This window comes from Agromyces sp. GL_144 (assembly GCF_057834305.1).
On the sequence record NZ_CM174399.1, the window covers coordinates 272385 to 288980 of the forward strand.

11 protein-coding genes are annotated in these 16596 nt (G+C 71.4%); 6 read left to right on the forward strand and 5 right to left on the reverse strand.

All coding sequences use genetic code 11. The features are described from left to right. Positions 1 to 10 precede the first annotated feature (10 nt). The gene (locus AC3IPY_RS01175) at positions 11 to 1762 is read right to left on the reverse strand and encodes a phytoene desaturase family protein (RefSeq protein ID WP_489186165.1); all 1752 of its coding nucleotides are present in this window, start codon (positions 1760 to 1762) and stop codon (positions 11 to 13) included. 234 nt (positions 1763 to 1996) lie between these two features. Between AC3IPY_RS01175 and AC3IPY_RS01180 the strand changes: the two genes are divergently transcribed. Next, on the forward strand, positions 1997 to 4855 hold the full coding sequence (locus AC3IPY_RS01180; RefSeq protein ID WP_489186166.1) for an OmpL47-type beta-barrel domain-containing protein: 2859 nt from the start codon (positions 1997 to 1999) through the stop codon (positions 4853 to 4855). A 136-nt stretch (positions 4856 to 4991) separates the two neighbouring features. On the opposite strand, the gene AC3IPY_RS01185 is transcribed toward AC3IPY_RS01180, so the two are convergent. Then, positions 4992 to 5816 (reverse strand): ABC transporter permease, encoded by an 825-nt coding sequence (locus tag AC3IPY_RS01185; protein ID WP_489186167.1) that lies wholly within the window; start codon positions 5814 to 5816, stop codon positions 4992 to 4994. A gap of 133 nt (positions 5817 to 5949) precedes the next feature. Next, positions 5950 to 6981 (reverse strand): ATP-binding cassette domain-containing protein, encoded by a 1032-nt coding sequence (locus tag AC3IPY_RS01190; RefSeq protein WP_489186168.1) that lies wholly within the window; start codon positions 6979 to 6981, stop codon positions 5950 to 5952. A gap of 60 nt (positions 6982 to 7041) precedes the next feature. Here AC3IPY_RS01190 and AC3IPY_RS01195 point away from each other — a divergent pair, with 60 nt between their 5' ends. Both AC3IPY_RS01195 and AC3IPY_RS01200 read left to right on the forward strand, forming a co-directional pair. Continuing rightward, the gene (locus tag AC3IPY_RS01195) at positions 7042 to 8031 is read left to right on the forward strand and encodes a helix-turn-helix transcriptional regulator (RefSeq protein ID WP_489186169.1); all 990 of its coding nucleotides are present in this window, start codon (positions 7042 to 7044) and stop codon (positions 8029 to 8031) included. A 69-nt stretch (positions 8032 to 8100) separates the two neighbouring features. After that, the gene (locus AC3IPY_RS01200) at positions 8101 to 8547 is read left to right on the forward strand and encodes a VOC family protein (protein WP_489186170.1); all 447 of its coding nucleotides are present in this window, start codon (positions 8101 to 8103) and stop codon (positions 8545 to 8547) included. A gap of 5 nt (positions 8548 to 8552) precedes the next feature. Here the strand turns inward: AC3IPY_RS01200 and AC3IPY_RS01205 are convergent, their stop codons facing one another. Beyond that, entirely contained in the window at positions 8553 to 9518 is a 966-nt protein-coding gene (locus AC3IPY_RS01205; RefSeq protein ID WP_489186171.1) for a LysR family transcriptional regulator, read from the reverse strand. A 169-nt stretch (positions 9519 to 9687) separates the two neighbouring features. On the opposite strand from AC3IPY_RS01205, the gene AC3IPY_RS01210 reads away from it, so the two are divergent. Both AC3IPY_RS01210 and AC3IPY_RS01215 read left to right on the forward strand, forming a co-directional pair. Continuing rightward, positions 9688 to 13377, forward strand: a complete 3690-nt coding sequence (locus AC3IPY_RS01210; RefSeq protein WP_489188398.1) for a proline dehydrogenase family protein — start codon at positions 9688 to 9690, stop codon at positions 13375 to 13377. Positions 13378 to 13485: 108 nt separating this feature from the next. Beyond that, positions 13486 to 14715, forward strand: a complete 1230-nt coding sequence (locus AC3IPY_RS01215) for an IS30 family transposase (RefSeq protein WP_489186172.1) — start codon at positions 13486 to 13488, stop codon at positions 14713 to 14715. 102 nt (positions 14716 to 14817) lie between these two features. Here the strand turns inward: AC3IPY_RS01215 and AC3IPY_RS01220 are convergent, their stop codons facing one another. Next, on the reverse strand, positions 14818 to 15294 hold the full coding sequence (locus AC3IPY_RS01220; protein ID WP_489186173.1) for an ATP-dependent zinc protease family protein: 477 nt from the start codon (positions 15292 to 15294) through the stop codon (positions 14818 to 14820). A 27-nt stretch (positions 15295 to 15321) separates the two neighbouring features. Between AC3IPY_RS01220 and AC3IPY_RS01225 the strand changes: the two genes are divergently transcribed. Further along, on the forward strand, positions 15322 to 16512 hold the full coding sequence (locus AC3IPY_RS01225; protein ID WP_489186174.1) for a RimK family alpha-L-glutamate ligase: 1191 nt from the start codon (positions 15322 to 15324) through the stop codon (positions 16510 to 16512). Positions 16513 to 16596: the final 84 nt, after the last annotated feature.

Here is a 16596-nt window from a genome sequence, read left to right on the forward strand (position 1 = left end):
CCGGCGACGCCTATGCCTCGAGCACGGCCATGGCCGCGTTGTGTCCGCCGATGCCGCTGACCGCCCCGCCGCGCACGGCTCCAGAGCCGCAGACCAGCACCCGTGGATGCCGCGTCGCGACGCCCCATCGCTCGGCCGGCGTCGTGAGCCGCGAACCGGGCTCCGCCCACGGCCACGACAGCGGCCCGTGGAAGATGTTGCCGCCCGGCATGCCGAGCGCGTGCTCGAGGTCGAGCGTCGTCTTCGTCTCGATGCACGGCCGGCCCGAGGCATCCGTCGCGATGACGTCCTCGATGGGCTCGGCGAGCACCGAGTCCAGCGAGGCGAGCACCTCGGCCTGCAGGCGTTCGCGCAGGCGGTCGTTGCCGAGGCGCTCGACGAGCCGGTGCGGCACGTGCAGCCCGAACACGGTGAGCGTGTGCCATCCGGCCTCGACGAGGTCGGGCGCGAGGATCGACGGATCGCTCAGCGTGTGGCAGTAGATCTCGCACGGCAGCGGTGACGGCACCTCTCCGCGCGCGGCGGTGCGGTAGGCGGTGGCCAACTGCGTCTCGAGCTCGTTGATGTGGAACGTGCCGGCGAACGCCGCCTCGGGGGCGACCTGCGTGTCGCGCAACCGCGGCAGGCGCGTGAGCAGCAGGTTGACCTTCACCTGCGCGCCCTCTGGCTCGGCGAGGTGGCGCAGCCGCTCGCGCACCACGGCGGGCAGGCCGACGGGCACGTCGGGCACGAACGGGGACTGGTTGCGCGGGGCGACGGCGGCCGCGCTGGTCTCTCCGTGCTGCGCTGCTCGACCGGCGGCGGCCAGCGCCCGGGCCGCGTCGGCCCCCGCGTCGAGCAGCCGGTCGAGCACGGCCGGCGCGACGTTCGAGAGCACCGTGCCGGCGGATGCCTCGTGCTCGACGCCGTCGAGACGATAGCGCACGAGCCCGGCGTCGGCGTCGATCGCGAGCACGTCGGCACCGGTCACGAGCTCGGCGCCCGCCTCACGAGCGGCCCGCGCGAGCTCGCCCGTGACGGCGCCCATGCCGCCGACGGGCACGTCCCAGTCGCCGGTTCCGCCGCCGATCACGTGGTACAGGAAGCAGCGGTTCGCGTCGAGCGCCGGATCGTCGAGTTCGGTGAAGGTGCCGATGAGGCCGTCGGTCGCGACGACGCCGCGCACGAGGTCGTCGGCGAACCGGGCGTCGATGCTCGCGCCGAGCGGGCGCTCGACGAACGCGTTCCAGACGCGGTCGTCGCCCACGAGTGCACGGGCCTCGTCGCGCGTCGGCAGCGGCTCGGTGAGCGTCGGGAAGAGGCGTTCGGCCAGCAGCGAGGTCTCGACCCCGAGCGTGGCCCAGGCCGAGGCATCCGCTTCGGCTCCGATGCGCGCGAAGGCGGCGACGGATGCCTCGGGGCCGGCCTCGGCGTCGACGAGGAGCCCGCGCGACGGATCGCGGGGGTCGGGCGTGTACGACGAGAAGCGACGGCGCACGAGCCGGATGTCGAGGCCGAGGTCGTCGATGACGCGCTGCGGCAGCAGGCTCACGAGGTACGAGTAGCGGGAGAGGCGCGCGTCGACGCCGTCGAACGCCTGCGCCGAGACGGCGGCGCCGCCGAGGTGGTCGTCGCGTTCGAGGAGCAGCACGCGCCGGCCGGCCCGGGCGAGGTACGCGGCCGCGGTGAGGCCGTTGTGTCCGCCGCCCACGATCACGACGTCGTGGTCGGGGCCCGCGGCTGCGGCTGCGTCGGTGCCTGCGTCGGTGCTGGGGAAGGGCATGTGTCGAGCGTAGGCGAATGCACCGGGAGCGGGCGGCTCGAGGCATCCGCTCGCCCGGGACTTGCGCGTTCGCGATCCGGCGGCGTCATATTGCGGATTGCTTACTGACAAGTAAGTAACTCTTCGCTAGGGTGACGAGTGCGACCGCGCCGAAGACGGCGGCGGCGTGCACCATCGCAAGAGATGCACCGGTCGATCGCGGACCTGCGCCGACCGCCGTTCAAAGGAGAACATGTGACGACGACGCCCACGCGTCGCGCCGGGGTCGCCGGCGTGACACGACGAATCGGATCAGGGGTCGCCATCGCGGCCCTCGTCGCCGGAGGAGTGATCGTGACGGCCGCTCCCGCCGCCGCAGCCGAACCCGACTTCGGCCCCAACGTGACGATCTTCGACGAGACCTGGTCGGTCGACGACATCAACGCCGCGCTCATGGCCGCCTCGCAGGAAGAGGAGTTCAGCGCCGACCGGCACCAGTTCTTCTTCAAGCCCGGCACCTACGGCAGCGCGGCCGGTGAGAACGACCCCGGCACCGCGACCGGCATCGTCAACTCCGAGCTCGGGTACTACCAGGCGGTCGCAGGCCTCGGCGCGTCGCCCGACGACGTCGTCATCAACGGTGCGATCCACGTCGAGCCCGTGCGCCAATGCGAGGCGAACCCCTGGGACTGCCAGCAGCCCGGCTCGCTCACCCGGTTCTGGCGCTCGCTCAGCAACGTCAGCATCAACCCGATCCAGCGCCCCGTCGGCATCGACGCCGACCGTCCGTTCCCGAGCGGCGTGACCGACCCGCACCAGATGCGCTTCGCCGTGTCGCAGGCGGCACCGCTGCGCCGCGTGCACATCCAGGGCGACCTGACGCTCTTCGGCCGCGTGGGCGAGTACGCCTCGGGCGGATACCTCGCGAACTCCAAGGTCGACGGCACGATCGTCACCGGCTCGCAGCAGCAGTGGTTCACGCGCAACTCGACCGTCGGCACGTGGGACGGCGGCGTCTGGAACATGGTGTTCTCGGGCGTCGAGGGCGCTCCGGCGCAGGACTTCGGCCCGCAGGACGGCGGCACCGTCGGCAACAAGACCGTCGTCGATGAGACGCCGATCAACCGCGAGTCGCCGTTCCTCTACGTCGACGGCGACGACTACAAGGTGTTCGTGCCCAAGGCGAAGACCGACGCCCGCGGCCACGACTGGTCGACGGATGCCTCGGCCGGCGACAGCATCGACCTCTCCGAGTTCTTCATCGCGAAGCCGGGCGACACCGCCGCCGAGCTCAACGCGGCGCTGTCGAGCGGGCTCAACCTGCTCGTCACGCCGGGCGTCTACGAGCTCGACGAGGCCCTGCAGGTCGAGGACGCCGACACCGTCGTGCTCGGCCTCGGCTACGCGTCGCTCGTTCCCACCGCGGGCAACGCGGCCATCGAGGTCGCGGATGTCTCGGGCGTGAAGATCGCCGGCCTCACGGTCGACGCCGGGCTCGAGAACTCCGACGTGCTCGTCAAGGTCGGACCGACTGGGGCAACCGTCTCCGACGCGTCCGATCCCACCACGCTCACCGACGTCTTCATCCGCGTCGGCGGCCCGTGGGCCGGCAAGGCGACCACCTCGATCGAGGTCAACAGCCCGAACACGCTGCTCGACCACATCTGGGCCTGGCGCGCCGACCACGGCGACGGGGTCGCGTGGGACGCCAACACCGGCGACCACGGCGTGATCGTGAACGGCGACGACGTCACCGCGCTCGGCCTGTTCGTCGAGCACTACCAGAAGAACCAGGTCATCTGGAACGGCGACGGCGGACGCACGATCTTCTACCAGAGCGAGATCCCGTACGACCCGCCCACCCAGGCCGCGTACATGGACGGCGACCGCAAGGGCTTCTCGTCGTACCGCGTCGGCGACGGCGTGACCTCGCACCTCGCACAGGGCCTCGGCGTGTACTCGTTCTTCGACCAGACCATCAACGGCGGCCAGGACATCCGCGTCGCGAGCGGCATCCAGACGCCGAAGTCGCCGAACGTGCGGTTCGAGTCGATGACGAGCGTGTTCCTCAACGGCACCGGCGGCATCGACGCGATCATCAACGACGCGGGCGCACCCGCCGTCGGGTCGTTCGCATCGCCGCAGCTCGTCTCGTACCCGCCGGCCGACACCACGAACCCCGTGGTCGGCATCGCCGCGGCCGAGACCGCGACGGGCGGCTGGTTCCGCTCGGCCACCCTCACGGTCGACGCGAGCGACGACTACACGCCGCCGCCCGCCGTCGAGCTGAGCGTCGACGGCGGCGAGTGGTTCGCCTACGACGGCCCGTACTCGGTCGCCGACGGCGAGCACACCGTGGTCGCACGTGCCACCGACTCCTCGGGCAACCAGGCCGAGGCGAGCTGGTCGGGCAAGGTCGACGGCACGGCTCCGGTCGTCACGGCGACGGTCGACGAGACCGCCGGCACGGTCGCGCTCGCCGCGACGGACGCCGGATCGGGCGTCGCCTCGCTCGAGTACGTGCTCGGCAGCGGCGTCGCCGCGGCGGGCGCCGACTGGCAGGCGTACGCCGAGCCGGTCGAGCTGCTGCCCGGCGCCCGGGTCGTGAGCTTCCGGGCGACCGACGCCGTCGGCAATGCGTCGGCCATCGGATCCGACGGGTTCGCGAACCCGAACGACCCGAGCCTGTCCATCGACATCGAGGGCGACCTCGAACCCGGGCAGGAGGTCGAGCTCGCAGGCAGCGACCTGCCCGCGGCCGAGTACACGGTCGTGTTCCGCTCCGACCCGATCGAGGTCGCCTCGGCGACGGTCGGCGTCGACGGCGAGCTCGCCGCGACGTTCGAGGTGCCCGAGGTCGAATCGGGCGCGCACACGATCGAGGTCGTCGCCGACGGCGAGGTCGTCGCGAGCCTCGACGTGACGGTCGCCGAGTCGTCGACCGGTGGCACCGGCGATCCGGGCACCGGTTCGGGCGACGGCTCCACCGCCGGATCGGGCAGCGGACTCGCGTCGACCGGCTTCGCCGGCACCGCCGGCGCGCTCGCCGCGCTCATGCTCCTCATCACGGGTGGAGTGCTCCTCGTGCTCCGTCGTCGGGGAGCGCGCGCCTAGCAGGCCCGGGAGGGCGGCCCGTGAGACCGCCCTCCCGCCACCCGGTGATCCCGGGAAGCGCGGCGGATGCCACGTACTCAGTACGTGGCATCCGCCGCTCTTGCGTGCACGCAGTCGCAGTCGCAGCCGAACCTGCTCAGCGCGCCCTGCGCATCGACCGCACGCCCACGAGCACGCCGACCGCGCAGGTGGCGATCGCCGCGAGGAGGCCGCCGAGCACCGCCGGGTCTCCGAAGTCGCCGCTGAGCAGGGCGCGTTCGGCGCCGACGAGGTAGCTCAGCGGGTTGACCGCGGCGGCGACCTGCATCCACGCGGGGCCGTCTTCGAGCGGCAGCAGCATGCCCGACAGGATCATGAGCGGGAACAGCAGCGTCTGGTGCACCATCCAGAACATCCAGTCGCGGTTGCGGCAGGCGAGGGCGAGCGCATAGCTCAGGGCGCCGAAGCCGATGCCGAAGACCGCGAGCACGGCCAGGCCGGCGATGAGCCCCGGCACGTCGAGGCTGAAGCCGAACGGCACCGCGACGACGACCACGATCGTGCCCTGGATCACGAGCGGCACGACCTCCTTCAGGGCCCGGCCAACGAGCAGCGCGCTCCGCGAGAGCGGGGCGACGAGGGTGCGCTCATGCGATCCGGTCTGCATCTCGAAGAGGAGGTTCGCGCCCGTCGAGGCCGTGCCGAAGAGGGCGACCATCACGAGGATGCCCGGCACGAACCACTGCAGCGTGCCCGCGACGTCGCCGCCGGCGGCGCCGACGAGCAACGGGCCGAACAGGCCGAGGAAGACGAGCGGCTGCACGAGCGAGAACATCACGCTGAACGGGTCGCGCACGAGCGGGCGGGTCTCGCGCAGGTACACCGCGGCGGTGTCGTGGATGAAGCCCGTGGGGCGGGCGGATGCCGCGGGGCGGCCGGTCTCGGTGACGGTGGCGGATGCGGCGGGGCTGATGGTGTTCATGAGCGGTTCCTTTCGGATGAGGGGTCGAGTGCGAGCCGAGATGCAGGAACATCGGTGCGACTCGCCGGCTGCGACGGGGGTCCCGGATGCCGCAACGGCGTGTCTTCCTGCATTTCTGCGGGTGGTGCTGGTGTCAGGCGGCGACGGGCTCGCCGGCCGGGGAGGATGCCTCGGCGTGCGCGGCCTCCTCGCGCAGGCTCCGACCGGTGAGGGCGAGGAACACGTCGTCGAGCGTCGGCTGCCGGTGGGTCGCCGCGACGACCTCGAGGCCGGCGTCGTCGAGCTCGCGGATCCAGCGCGGCAGCGACGTGGCGCCGTCCGGCACGGTGACGGAGACCGTGCGGGCATCGGCGTCGATGGACTCGGCCCCGATGGCGCCGTCGAGACGCGCAGCCGCAGCCGCGGCATCCGTCGCCGACCCGAACGAGAGCGTGACCCGATCGCCCGCGAGCGAGGACTTGAGCGCGCTCGCCATGTCGTCGGCGATCACGGCCCCGTGGTCCATGACCATGACGCGCTCGGCGAGCTGGTCGGCCTCGTCGAGGTAGTGCGTGGTGAGGAAGATCGTGGTGCCGGTCTCGCGCCGCAGGTCGACGATGTGCTCCCAGAGGTTGGCGCGGCTGTGCGGGTCGAGGCCCGTCGACGGCTCGTCGAGGAACAGCAGCTCGGGGCGGTGGATGAGCCCGAGCGCGATGTCGAGGCGGCGCTTCTGCCCGCCCGACAGCGCCTGCACGGTGCGGCCGGCGACCTGCCCGAGCTCGAGCGACTCGATGAGCTCGTCGGCCCGAGCCCGGGTCTCGCGGCGGGCGAGGCCGTAGAACGCGCCCTGGGCGAGCAGCTCGTCACGCACACGCTGGGTGTGCCCGCCGGAGTTGCCCTGGCCGACGTAGCCGATGCGACGGCGCACGCCCGCGGCATCCGTGCGGATGTCGCAGCCGGCCACCGAGGCCTCGCCGGCCGTCGGCGGCAGCAGGGTGGTGAGCATGCGGAGCGTCGTGGACTTGCCGGCGCCGTTCGGGCCGAGGAACGCGACGAGCTCGCCCTCCTGCACCGAGAGGTCGAGCGGGCGCACGGCCTCGACGGTCTGCCCCTTGGAGCGGAACGTCTTCGTGAGGCCGTGCGCGCTGATGATCTGGCTGGTCTGTGGCTTGGTCTGGTTCGTCATACCTGCACTCTTCTCCGCAATGCGGTCACTTCCTGTCCGGTATCGCGAGAGGATTCAGACATGGCCGCAACCACCTCACGAACCCTCGAACTGCTCTCGCTGCTGCAGAGCCACCGACACTGGACGGCACGCGAACTCGTCGACCGACTCGGCGTGAGCGACCGAACCCTGCGCCGCGACGTCGAGCGGCTGCGCGACCTCGGCTACGGCATCGAGTCGCTGCGGGGGAGCGCGGGCGGCTACCGCCTCGAGGCGGGCACGGGGCTGCCGCCGCTGCTGCTCACCGACGACGAGGGGGTCGCGATCGCGGTCGGCCTCAGGTCGCAGGCGACCGCCGGCCTGCGAGGCGCCGAGCACACCACGCTCAGCGCGCTCGCGAAGATCGAGCAGGTGCTGCCGGCGGCGCTGCGACGGCGCATCGAGGCGCTGCAGTCGCATGCGGCGGTCGGCACGGGCGGGGTCGGGTCGGCTCGCTCGGCGCGTCCGTCGCCCGAGGTCGACGCCGAGCTGCTCGGCCTGCTCGCCCTCGCCTGCCGCGACGCCGAGCGGCTCAGGTTCCGGTACACGGATGCCGCGGGCGAGGCATCCGCCCGTGTCGTGGAGCCCTACCGCCTCGTTCCCGTCGCCCGGCGCTGGTACCTGCTCGCGTTCGATCGCGACCGCGACGACTGGCGCACGTTCCGCCTGGATCGCATGGCCGACCTGTTCCAGACCAGGGTGCACTTCGAGGCGCGACCGATGACCGACGAGGCCGCGCGCGAGCGCGTCGAACGGGCGCTGCGGTGGCGCGACCGGGGCGTTTCGGCGCGGGTCGTCGTCGCGATGCCGAAGGATGAACTCGTGGCGCATCTCGGCTGGTACGGCCGTGACATCGTGGCCGTCGACGCCGCCCACTGCGCCTGGCCGCTCGAGGCGGACTCGGTCGAGAACCTCGCGATGGCGCTCATGTGGATGCCGCGCGGCGTCGGCTACCGCGTCGAGGGGGCGCCCGAGGTGGGGGCGTTCCTCGTCGAGCAGGCGGCCCGGTTCTCTGCAGCGGCAGGCTCGTGACGGCTCGCGGCCCGCGGCCCGAGGGTGCGACGGGTGGCGGATGTCGCAGGGTCGCGGTTTCATGGCCGCATGGACATCTCCTTCGTGGCGGGCTTCGGGCCCATCGGCACCGCCGACTCGTCGTCACTCGACTTCTGGCGCGGGGCGTTCGGCATCCCGTTCCACGAGAACGCGCCCGGGTACTTCCACACCGAAGAACTGCCGGGCGTCAAGGCGTTCGCGATCTGGCCGTTGAGCCAGGCCGCCGAGGCCACGTTCGGCACGACCGAGTGGCCCTCGTCGCTGCCGACCCCGCAGGCGTGGGTCGAGTTCGACGTCGCCTCGCCCGCCGCGGTCGCCGAGGCGGTCGAGGAGCTGCGGGCGGCCGGCCACGAGATCCTCGTCGGCGCGCACGACGAGCCATGGGGTCAGACCACCTCGCGCCTCATGAGCCCTGAAGGGCTGCTCGTGGGCGTCAGCTACACGCCGTGGATGCACGAGGCGGGCGACGCCCCCGAGGCGGCCGACGCGTCCTGATCTCGCTACGCCGCGGGGTCGCCGTCGCGACCGTCGCCGGCGAGGGTCGCGGGCGTCGCCGTCGCGGCCGCCGCACGGGCGAGCGCGTCGCGACACGCCACCACGGCCGGGCGTGCGGCGGCGGCCAGCCGGGTCGAGGTGAAGACCTCGCGCTGCGGATGCCCCGGCAGGTCCACGAGCGCGACGCTCGGCGCCTCGCCGGCCCAGACCAGGTCGGGCAGCAGCCCCACGGCGTTGCCCGTGCCGATGAGGCGGATGTGCGCCATCAGGTCGGCCGTCTCGAATCGCACGTCGGGTTCGAACCCGGCGTCGCGGCAGAGCTGCTCGGCCCAGTCGCGCGAGGCCGTGCCGCGGGGCTCGAGCACCCACGGCATGCCGGAGACCGCGGCGAGCATCGCGCGAGGCTCGGGGTCGCCGCACGGCATGAGTCGCGTCGGATGCGGCGGCAGCGCGAGTCGGATCGCATCGGCGGCCAGCTGCACGCGATCGAGGTCCTCGCGATGCGCGCGGGTGTGGCCGGGGTACTGCTCGGCGATGACGAGGTCGGAGTCACGCGCGGCGACCTCGAAGAGCCCGGCATCGGGCTCGCGTTCGGTCACCTCGACGCGCAGGTTCGGATGCTCCGCCCGCAGCAGCGTGAGCGCCTGCGGCACCATGGCGTGGGCCGCCGACTGGAACACCGCGATGCGCACCGTTCCGCCGACGTCGGTGAGCGAGCGTGCGACATCCGCCTCGGCCTCCTCGAGCCGGTCGAGCACCGCCTTCGCGTGTGCGACGAGCAGCTCGGCCTGGGGCGTGAGCTGCACGCGCCGGCCCACCTGCACGAGCAGGGGCACGCCGGCCTCGCGCTCGAGCTGGCTGAGCTGTTGCGACACCGATGACGGGCTGTAGGCGAGCGCCTCGGCGACCGCGGCGAGGGTGCCGCGGCGGCTCAGCTCGACGAGCAGGCGCAGGCGTCGTACATCGAGCATCGTCGGCCTCCAGGCATCCGCTCATCATTCGGCTCTTGTGAACAGTATCCGTCAGATTCGTTCGCTTTACCGAACGGATGTCGCGCCGCACACTTGTCCCTATACGACAGCAGCCGACAGGCGCAGCGATCCCGGAGCGCCCGAAGAAAAGGACACTACCCTCGTGACCATGCAGGACCCCGTCACGCTCGCCGCGCCCACCACCGATCGGGTCGTCGCCCTCGTGCGACGCTGGCTCGCCGAGAGCGCCGAGCATCCCACCGAGGTCTCTGCCGAGCGCCTCGCGGGCGTGCTGAAGGACCCGAACGGACTCGCCTTCACGGTCGGCTTCGTCGACGGCGTCATGCGGCCCGAAGACCTCGGCGTCGCGGGCCGCAACCTCGCCCAGCTCGCGAAGCTCACGCCGAGGTTCCTGCCGTGGTACCTGCGCGCCGCGATCCGCGTCGGGGGCGTCGTCGCGCCCGTGCTGCCGTGGGTCGTCGTGCCCATCGCCCGCCGCGTGCTCCGCGCGATGGTCGGCCACCTCGTGCTCGACGCGACCCCCGCCAAGCTCGGCCCCGCGATCGCGCACCTGCGCGAGTCGGGCAACCGCCTGAACCTCAACCTGCTCGGCGAGGCCGTGCTCGGTGAAGACGAGGCGGACCGGCGCCTGAAGGGGACCACCGAGTTCCTCGCGCGCGACGACGTCGACTACGTCTCGATCAAGGTCTCGAGCGTCGTCAGCCAACTCTCGATGTGGTCGTTCGACGAGGCCGTCGCCAAGGTCGTCGCCAAGCTCACGCCGCTCTACGAGCTGGCCGCGCAGAACGAGGCCAGGGGCAAGGCCAAGTTCATCAACCTCGACATGGAGGAGTACCGCGACCTCGACCTGACCATCGCCGTCTTCACCGCGCTGCTCGACCAGCCGCAGCTGAAGAACCTCGAGGCCGGCATCGTGCTGCAGACCTACCTGCCCGACGCGCTCGGCGCCATGCAGCACCTCAACGCCTGGGCGACGGCGCGTCGCGCGAACGGCGGCGCCCCCATCAAGGTGCGCGTCGTCAAGGGCGCGAACCTCGCCATGGAGCATGTCGACGCCGCCGTGCACGGCTGGCCCGTCGCCACGTACTCCACCAAGCAGGACTCCGACACCAACTACAAGCGCGTGCTGCGCTGGGCGATGACCCCCGAACGCACCGATGCCGTCAAGCTCGGCATCGCCGGCCACAACCTGTTCGACGTGGCCGACGCGTGGGTCACCGCCGTCGACCGGGGCGTCACCGGCCGCGTGGACTTCGAGATGCTGCTCGGCATGGCGACCGGCCAGGCCGAGGCCGTGCGCGGCGACGTCGGCAACCTGCTGCTCTACACGCCCGTCGTGAACCCGAGCGAGTTCGACGTGGCGATCGCGTACCTCGTGCGCCGCCTCGAGGAGAACGCCAGCCAGGACAACTTCATGTCGGCCGTGTTCGACCTCGCCGCGAGCGAGCCGCTCTTCGACCGCGAGATGCGCCGCTACCTCGCCTCGCTCGCCGCGCTCGAGCGGGAGGCGGCCGACCCCGTCGGTGCCGTTGACGGCGCCGACGGCTCCGCCGGGCCCACCCCGAACCGCACCCAGAACCGTCGCACCGAGTGGACCGAGGAGTCGTACGCGGCCGCCATGGAGCCCAAGGACGCCCCGGCTCCCGGCACCGAGCACGAGCGCGACGAGTCGCTCACGAGCGTCGTCCTCGGCATCCGCCGTGGGAGCCTCGGCGACGGCGACCTGCTCGATGGCGGCGCGGGCCTCTTCGACGGCGCGACCGACCTCGACGACGCCCCGGCGCCCGCCGGATCCGGCGTGACGCCCGGGTTCCGCAACGAGCCCGACACCGATCCCGCGCTCGCCGCGAACCGCGAGTGGGGCCGGCGCATCCTCGCCCGCGTGCCCGAGTCGCGGCTCGGCGTCGACACCGTGGCGGCAGCGGCCGTCTCCGACGCCGCGACCCTCGACCACGTGATCGCCGTCGCGGCCGAGCGCGGCCGCGCCTGGGGCGCGCTCTCGGGCGACGAGCGCGCCGCGGTGCTGCACCGCGCGGGCCTCGCGCTCGCCGCGAACCGCGACCGCCTCATCGAGGTCATGGCCGCCGAGACGGGCAAGACCATCGCCGAGGCCGACCCCGAGATCAGCGAGGCCATCGACTTCGCGCACTACTACGCCGAGCGCGCCCGCGAGCTCGACCACGTGCAGGGCGCCGAGTTCGTGCCGTCCGAGGTCACCGTCGTGACCCCGCCGTGGAACTTCCCGGTCGCGATCCCCGCCGGCGGCGTCCTCGCCGCGCTCGCCGCCGGCTCGGCCGTCATCATCAAGCCCGCCAAGCTCGCCCAGCGCTCCGGCGCGGTCATGGTCGAGGCGCTCTGGGAGGCCGGCATCCCGCGCGACCTGCTCGTGCTCGTCGACCTCACCCAGCGCGAGCTCGGCAGCCGCCTCGTCAGCCATCGGGCGGTCGACCGGGTCATCCTCACGGGTGCCTACGAGACGGCGAAGCTCTTCCGCTCGTTCCGCCCCGACCTGCCGCTGCTGGCCGAGACGAGCGGCAAGAACGCGATCATCGTCACGCCGTCGGCAGACCTCGACCTCGCGGCATCCGACGTCGTCAAGAGCGCCTTCGGGCACGCGGGGCAGAAGTGCTCGGCCGCGTCGCTCGTGATCCTCGTGGGCTCGGTCGCCAAGTCCGAGCGCTTCATGCGCCAGCTCGTCGACGCGACCATGTCGCTCAAGGTCGGCTGGCCCGAGCACGCGACCAGCCAGATGGGCCCGCTCGTCGAGCCCGCGAACGGCAAGCTCGAGCACGCCCTCACGCAGCTCGGCATCGGCGAGGAGTGGCTCGTCGAGCCGAAGCGCCTCGACGCCACCGGACGCCTCTGGTCGCCCGGCGTGCGCACGGGCGTGGCCTCCGGCTCGTACTTCCACCTGACCGAGTTCTTCGGCCCGGTGCTCGGCGTCATGCACGCGAAGAACCTCGACGAGGCGATCCGCATGCAGAACGCCGTCGACTACGGCCTCACGGCAGGCCTGCACTCGCTCGACTCGGACGAGATCGCGACCTGGCTCGACCGCGTCGAGGCGGGCAACCTCTACGTCAACCGCGGCATCACGGGCGCGATCGTGCAGCGTCAGCCGTTCGGCGGCTGGAAGCGGTCGGCGGTCGGCGCCGGCTCCAAGGCGGGCGGTCCGAACTATCTGTTCGGCCTCGGCGAATGGCTGCCGCGACACGACGCCTCGTCGGAGTCGCTGCACCTGCGCGGGCTCGAGAAGCGCGTCTCCGACCTCATCGAGGCGTCGCAGTCCTCGATCGGCTTCGAGGACTTCGAGGTGCTGCGGCGGTCGGCGCTGTCCGATCAGATCGCCTGGGCCGAGGAGTACGGCACCGTGAAGGACGTGTCGGGCGTCGGCGTTGAGCGCAACGTCTTCCGCTACCGGGCGCTGCCCGTCGCCGTGCGCATCGGCGAGGCGGCGACGCTCGCCGAGGGGCTGCGCGTCATCGCGGCCGGCGTGCTCGCGGGTGCAGAGCTCACGATCTCGACGGCGCACGAGCTGCCGAAGCGCGTGCGCCAGGTGCTCGCGACCAAGGGCATCGACCTCGTGCGCGAGGGCGACGCGACCTGGCTCTCCCGGGTGGCCAAGCACGGGGCGGGCGCCTCGCGCGTACGTCTCGTGGGCGGCGACCCGTCGAGCCTCGCGACCGCGCTCGACGGCACTCCGGATGTCGCGGTGTGGTCGCACCCCGCGACCCCGTCGGGTCGGGTCGAGCTGCTGCCCTTCCTGCACGAGCAGGCGATCTCGATCACGAACCACCGCTTCGGCAACCCGACGACGATCACCGACGGCGTCATCTGAGGCGTTCGCCTCTCCCGTCGCCATTCGCTTTTCTCAGGAGTTTTTCCGCCCCTACGCCCGGCGGTCTCAGGTTTCTAGCGCAACGCCTCGGTGCGGAGGCGGTGTGCTGTGGCGAAGAAGGTTCCGTGGGAGGTACGCGGGCAAGCGTATGGGTTGCTCGCTCGTGGGGTGTCGGCTGTTCAGGTTGCGCAGCGTCTGGGTGTCAACGATGTGACGATCTGGCATTGGACGAAGCTCGTGGGCATGAAGCAGAAGCTGGGAGCCTCGGGTGGTGCTGTGCCGGTGCCGATGGACGCGGTGATCGCCGAGTCCGAGGATCGGGCGTATCGGCGGTTGACGCTTGCGGATCGGGCGTTCATCCAATCAGCAAGGTCGTTCAGTCCGCCGATGTCGATGCGGAGGATCGCCGGTGGGCTTGGTGTGGATGTGTCGACGGTGTCGCGAGAGATCCGCGCGAATCTCGTCACCCATTGGGGTGAACGCCGTTACTCGGCCGAGCTGGCCCATCACGGGGCGCTGAGCAGACGGGCCCGGCATGTGGCCCGGAAACTGGATGATCCAGCGCTGCGCGCCCAAGTCGTGTCACGGTTGAACCAGCGGTTCTCACCGCAACAAGTTGCCGGTGAGCTGCGGGTTGCGTTCCCGGGCCGTGAGGAGATGTGGGTGTCGCACGAGACCATCTATCAGGCGCTCTATCTGCAGGGCAGAGGCGCACTGCGGCACGAGCTGACCGTCGAGAAAGCGCTGCGGTCAGGCCGGAAGGGTCGTGTCCCGCGGTCGAAGCTGCCGACCCGGACGAACCGTCCGTGGCTGGACGGGGCGCGCTTGGTCGACCGGCCAGCAGAGGTCGATGACCGGGCCGTGCCCGGCCATTGGGAAGGGGACCTCGTGGTCGGCCCGGGTAACTCCGGCATCGTCACGCTGGTCGAACGGCAGACCAGGTTCGCGCTGCTAGGCCGGCTCCCCGGGGTACGCGACAGCGAGACCGTCACCGGGGTCCTCGCGGGCATGATCCAGGACCTGCCGACCGCGCTGACCAAGACGATCACGTGGGACCAGGGCTCCGAGATGGCATCACATTCGATGTTCACGGTCGCGACCGGCTGTGCGGTGTTCTTCTGCGACCCGCACTCGCCCTGGCAGCGCGGCACGAACGAGAACACGAACGGGTTGATCCGCGATTTCTATCCCAAAGGCACGAACTTCAATGACGTCACCGACGAGGAACTCGCCGAGGCCCAGCGGCTCTTGAACATCCGCCCCCGACAGACCTTGAACTTCCGCAGCCCAGCCCACAAGCTGGACCAACTAATCAACGGCGTTGCGCTAGCCAATTGAGACCGCCCCCGATTCCGCCCGACTTCTCCTGAGAAGCGGGCGGTTTCGGGCTGGGGATCCTGAGAAACGTGTCGGGACGCTGGCGGTGTCGGGGACGCGCGCTCAGCGCCCGCGGTTCTGGCGGCGGATGACGCGGGGCGCCCGCCCCCCGAGGAACGACTCGCCCGCGGCGACGAGGAACCCGTGCCGCAGCGCCTCGCGGCCGATGAGCATGCGGAAGCCCATCTCGTCGCGATTGCTCAGGGTGACTTCGGCCTCGACCTCGCGCCCGAGCAGCACGATGTCGAGCAGCACCACGATGCGCTCCTCGGAGTGGCCCGACGAGCTGCGGATCTGGCGACGGTCGTGCACGCGCGACTCGACGACGACCGCGTCGTCGTCGGAGTTCTGCCATGGCCGCACGCCGAAGCGCACCCAAGCCTCGTCGTCGCGCGTGAACTCCTCGATGTCGAAGGCGTGCAGCGACGACGTGCGGGCACCGGTGTCGAGCTTGACCTTGATCCACTCGACGCCGATCGCGGGGAGGCTCGCCCACTCGCGCCATCCGGCGATGGTGCTTGAATGGTCTGGCTCTCTCATCTCGAACCATCATGGCAGGGGCCGATCTTGAAACTGGCGATTCTCTCGCGTGCCCCGCAGGCGTACTCGACGCAACGACTGCGTGCTGCGGCGGTGCAGCGCGGGCACCAGGTCAAGGTGCTGAACACGCTGCGGTTCGCGATCGACCTCACCGGCACCGACCCCGACCTGCAATACCGCGGCCGCCAGTTGAGCGACTACGACGCGATCCTGCCGCGCATCGGCAACTCGATCACGTACTTCGGCACGGCCGTGGTGCGCCAGTTCGAGCAGATGGACGTCTACACGCCGAACACCGCGAACGGCATCACGAACGCGCGCGACAAGCTCCGTGCGAACCAGATCCTCTCCCGCCACAACATCGGCATGCCGGCGACGGCGTTCGTGCGCGACCGCGCCGACGTGCGACCCGCGATCGAGCGGGTCGGCGGGGCGCCGGTCGTCATCAAGCTCCTCGAGGGCACGCAGGGCATCGGCGTGATCCTCGCCCCGCAGGTCAAGGTCGCCGAGGCGATCATCGAGACGCTGCACTCGACGAAGCAGAACGTGCTCATCCAGCGGTTCATCGCCGAGAGCCGGGGCCGCGACATCCGTGCGCTCGTCGTCGGCGACCGCGTGGTCGCGGCCATGCGCCGGGTGGCGAGCGGCGACGAGTTCCGCTCGAACGTGCACCGCGGCGGCACGGTCGAGCCCGTCGAGCTCGACCCCGAGTACGAGCTCGCGGCGGTGCGCTCGGCGCAGATCATGGGCCTCAAGGTCGCGGGCGTCGACATGCTCGAGGGCAACGACGGCCCGCTCGTCATGGAGGTCAACTCCTCGCCGGGCCTGCAGGGCATCGAGACGGCGACGAACCTCGACGTCGCCGGCGCGATCATCGACTACATGGCCAACCAGGTCGCGTTCCCCGAGATCGACGTGCGCCAGCGTCTCACGGTCTCGACCGGCTACGGCGTCGCCGAGCTGCTCGTGCACGGCAACGCCGACCTCGTGGGCAAGCCGCTGCGCGAGTCGGGCCTCGCCGACCGCGACATCAGCGTGCTCACGCTGCACCGCGGCGCCAACGTCATTCCGAACCCGCGCGGCAGCGTCGTGCTCGAGTCGGGCGATCGCCTGCTCTGCTTCGGCCGCCTCGAGGAGATGCGCTCGATGATCCCCGAGCGCCGCAAGCGCCGCGCGAAGGTGCGCCGCCTGCCCAAGGAGCCGATCCCCGAGAGCTGAGCGAGCGGATGCCTCGTGCGGATGTTCCGTCGTGGCAGCGTCGCACGACCGCCGGACACTCCGATGGCACGGACGCGGCGGAAG

Coding starts and splice junctions, on each gene's coding strand:
- AC3IPY_RS01175 (WP_489186165.1), bottom strand. CDS start 1,762: ATGCCCTTCCCCAGCACCGACGCAGGCACCGACGCAGCCGCAGCCGCG.
- AC3IPY_RS01185 (WP_489186167.1), bottom strand. CDS start 5,816: ATGAACACCATCAGCCCCGCCGCATCCGCCACCGTCACCGAGACCGGC.
- AC3IPY_RS01190 (WP_489186168.1), bottom strand. CDS start 6,981: ATGACGAACCAGACCAAGCCACAGACCAGCCAGATCATCAGCGCGCAC.
- AC3IPY_RS01195 (WP_489186169.1), top strand. CDS start 7,042: ATGGCCGCAACCACCTCACGAACCCTCGAACTGCTCTCGCTGCTGCAG.
- AC3IPY_RS01200 (WP_489186170.1), top strand. CDS start 8,101: ATGGACATCTCCTTCGTGGCGGGCTTCGGGCCCATCGGCACCGCCGAC.
- AC3IPY_RS01205 (WP_489186171.1), bottom strand. CDS start 9,518: ATGCTCGATGTACGACGCCTGCGCCTGCTCGTCGAGCTGAGCCGCCGC.
- AC3IPY_RS01210 (WP_489188398.1), top strand. CDS start 9,688: ATGCAGGACCCCGTCACGCTCGCCGCGCCCACCACCGATCGGGTCGTC.
- AC3IPY_RS01220 (WP_489186173.1), bottom strand. CDS start 15,294: ATGAGAGAGCCAGACCATTCAAGCACCATCGCCGGATGGCGCGAGTGG.